We start from the raw sequence: 2109 nt of genomic DNA on the forward strand, positions 1-2109 counted from the left end.
CAGAACAGTTTTTAGAATTATATAATCAAAAGGTGGCTTAACTTTTTATCCGAAAAAATGTTGCAAATCCACTCTAAAGCTCAATGTAGTCTACTATTGCAATTTCGGAGTAGCTAATTTGATATTATCTTCCTCAAAATAGATTAAGTGAGGAACGCCTTTGTACCTGAAAAAGGTTGGATGTTCAGCCTCGTGTTCTGGGATTATTTTAGCGATAGTTTTCGCTTTCAAATCAATTTCCCAAATACAAGCCATAGCACTTTCTCCGGTGTTATCTAAATATAGTTTTTCGCCTTTATCGTCCCAACATAAGTAACCTAAATTCCATATACGAGCCTTTTCATTGCTCAAGATCTTGTAGGTGGATTCATTATGAATGTTTTCAACAATTAACTCTTGACCGTTTAGAGATGGATATTCCACTTTTAAAGCCCCATCCGGTGAATAAAGATGTATTTGGTCATAAACGACTTCAATGGGGATGATTGTTTTTTGAGAATCATAAGGGAGATCTTGTATGATTTCTTTCTCAAAGTTTTGGTCAATCTTTACAAACTGATCTTTTGCCTCTTTGATGTAAAAGTTGTCGGCGTCATGAAAAACCTCAGTCCAGCTAAATTCATTGGGGTATTGAAATAATACTTCACCTTCATAATTGATAAAATCAAGCATATAAGAATTTTCCTCTTCCACTTTTCTTTGGACAGCCATGATCAATCCATTTTCATTAGATCGAAAACTGAGAATATTTCCTTTTTCAGTCAAATTCCATCTTTCCCATTTATCGAATTCCTGAGTAAAACCAGAAAGAAGGTCATCATGGATTTTTGGCTCATGATCTTCTCCGTAAGTTGGTTGTGGAGAACAATAAATAGATTCTTTTTTAGGATCAAGTCCTTTTTTCAAAGCTGATATCCCTTTAAGAACAATCTCATCAAAATCGTTATCATATTCATATCGGGTTAGTGCAAAACCGGTTTTTGAATCTTTATTATATGCAATTTGAAAAGTTGAATCGTTGGTCCAAACGGCATTAGAAGGTCCTTTGAACGTATCAAAATTCATTTGTAAGAGTGGCTCAAAATTAAACGAGGAATCCACATCATATAGACGGTAATAATCTCCATTTTCAGTGAGACCGTTGTTATGAAGAATTGTTAGGGCTGTAGAACTATCAGGATTTAAAAATAGGTTGTCATTTATATCTTCGATTTTCAGCTCAGATGCAGTTTCTCTGTTGATAAGGAAATACCAATCATCTGTATCTTTTACAACATGACAATTTAAATTTGGATGTATTCCCAAGTATATTTTTTCTTTTTTGTACTCCTTTCGAATAGTATGAGAAGAACCGTCTTTAAGTTTTAATACAATACTTTGCTCTGAGTCCTCGAAAGTAGAACTATCCATCTGATAGGTGATCTCAGAAGTATTGGATTTTAATAGTACCGTGTCAATAGGATATTGTTTTAATTCAAAACCTTCATTGCGGTAAATTAAAGAGTCGTAAAGCTTAGTGTCATCATCGTATACATTAAGATAAATGGTTTCTCTTTTCTCCTCTTTGATAGGTTCAACTTTTGGTGCTGAAGGTGTTACTTCGTCTTTAATTTCTTCTTTTGTAACAACATCTTCCTCGATTACTTTTTCAATAATTTCAGCCTGAGTTTTATTCTCAGGAGGAGTATTATCACAGCTAAAAAAAAGGCAAATCAATGGCAACAAAAAAATATAGGAAGTTCTATAATTGAGTTTCATGTTTTTAGTTTTTCAGTTAAAAAAAATAGGTTTTAATTTAGAAGATTAAAATTATAGAAAAAGCAGTTCATTCAGCGTAGTTTGTCAGCCTTGAAAACTTATTTGATATTTATTCACAAAAAACAATGATTACATTAGTTCTTCTATTTCATCATTATACTTTTGATAGAAAATACCTAAATTGTTCTTACAATTTCATAAGTACAAATTCAAAAATAAATCATAGTTAATTCTAATTTATTTTTTGTGAAGTCATCTAGACTTTTTTGATTTTCATAAATTTTTTTAGTCCAATAACTATAATCCCTAGAAAATTGAACCCTTTCCAGCTAGAAATTGTCGTGTCAAATC

The 2109-nt window shown here is 31.8% G+C and carries 1 protein-coding gene; it reads right to left on the reverse strand.

The features are described 5' to 3' along the window. Positions 1–93 precede the first annotated feature (93 nt). Positions 94–1758 carry a hypothetical protein gene (locus tag HHU12_RS33610; protein ID WP_169661098.1) on the reverse strand — a complete coding sequence of 555 codons (1665 nt, stop codon included), beginning with the start codon at positions 1756–1758 and terminating at the stop codon, positions 94–96. Positions 1759–2109: the final 351 nt, after the last annotated feature.

Origin of the sequence: Flammeovirga aprica JL-4 (assembly GCF_012844305.1) — a bacterium.
Taxonomy (GTDB): Bacteria; Bacteroidota; Bacteroidia; order Cytophagales; family Flammeovirgaceae; genus Flammeovirga; species Flammeovirga aprica.

Excerpts from the sequence above, each read along its gene's own strand:
- HHU12_RS33610 (WP_169661098.1), bottom strand. The coding sequence starts at position 1,758 with ATGAAACTCAATTATAGAACTTCCTATATTTTTTTGTTGCCATTGATT.